The sequence below is a fragment of the Mesorhizobium sp. M4A.F.Ca.ET.020.02.1.1 genome (assembly GCF_004022645.1).
GTDB lineage: Bacteria > Pseudomonadota > Alphaproteobacteria > Rhizobiales > Rhizobiaceae > Mesorhizobium.
On the sequence record NZ_RZOI01001170.1, the window covers coordinates 1 to 1078 of the forward strand.

The 1078-nt window shown below is 65.7% G+C and carries 1 protein-coding gene and 1 pseudogene; one reads left to right on the forward strand and one right to left on the reverse strand.

All coding sequences use genetic code 11. The features are described 5' to 3' along the window. Positions 1 to 776 (forward strand): outer membrane beta-barrel protein (locus EN742_RS35780; protein WP_148670564.1); only part of this gene is annotated, 776 nt, incomplete at its 5' end. A gap of 46 nt (positions 777 to 822) precedes the next feature. Here EN742_RS35780 and EN742_RS35785 read toward each other — a convergent pair. After that, positions 823 to 1078 (reverse strand): annotated as a pseudogene (locus tag EN742_RS35785) (UTP--glucose-1-phosphate uridylyltransferase); the annotation flags it as partial.

Consider the following 1078-nt stretch of genomic DNA (forward strand, 5'->3'; position numbering starts at 1 on the left):
CGCAGCCGCTGCGACAGACCGTCGACGGCAGCCTCGCCATCGAGAAGGATGCCGGCAAGATGCGCTACGCGCTGACTGGCGCGATCACGCATGACTTCTTCGGCGACGCCAACCTTTCGGACGGCACCACGCTGTCGCAGAGGGACCGCGATTCGACGCTCTACAGCGCCACCTTGCGTACCGGCTACGAGGTTTCACCGGCCATCACGCCTTTTGTCGAGGTGGAGGCCGGGCGTCGGATCTATGATCTGCGCCTCGACAGCAACTTGTACGAACGCTCCTCGACCAGGCTCGGCGCGCGCGCCGGCCTCGAACTCGACATGGACGACAAGCTGTCGGGCGAATTCTCCGTCGGCTGGCTGCGCGAAGCGATCGATGACGACCGTCTGCCGGCCAACGCGGGACCGTACGTCAACGCCGATCTCAAATGGTCGCCCGAGCGCGGCACCATCGTCGGGCTCACGGGCAGGACCACCATCGAGAGCACGACGACGGCTGGGGAAAGTGGCGATGTCCTCTACTCGGGCCGGCTTACCGGTGAGCGGCGGATCCGCGCCAATCTGACGGCGAATTCAGCGCTTGGCCTCGACTGGCGCGACTATACCGGATCCGACGGCCATGACCTGATCTTGAGCGCCGAGGCCGGGCTGACATGGTGGCTCAACCGCTATGCCGGCCTCACCACAAGGGTCAGGACGGAGAAGTTGACCAGCAACCTGCCCGGCCGCGACTATGTCGCCAACAGCGTCTTCCTGGGGCTGAAGGTGCAGCGCTGAGGACGTGCCGGAATTCAGGCCAGGCCGGCCTGAATATCGATACGCCCTAGAATGCGGCGCCGCGCCGCGCCGACGGCTGCACCTCATCCAGCAGCGTGCGGATGACGCCGGCCATGCTGGCATTCATGTCGTTGCGCCACAGCGCGAAGGCGACATTGGCCTCGACGAAGCCTTCCGGCGAGCCGCAATCGAAGGTTCGGCCCCGGTAGTGGTAGCCGTAGAAGGGCTGCCGCTTCTCCAACCTCAGCATCGCGTCGGTGAGCTGGATCTCGTTGCCGGCGCCGCGTTCCTGGCCTTCGAGG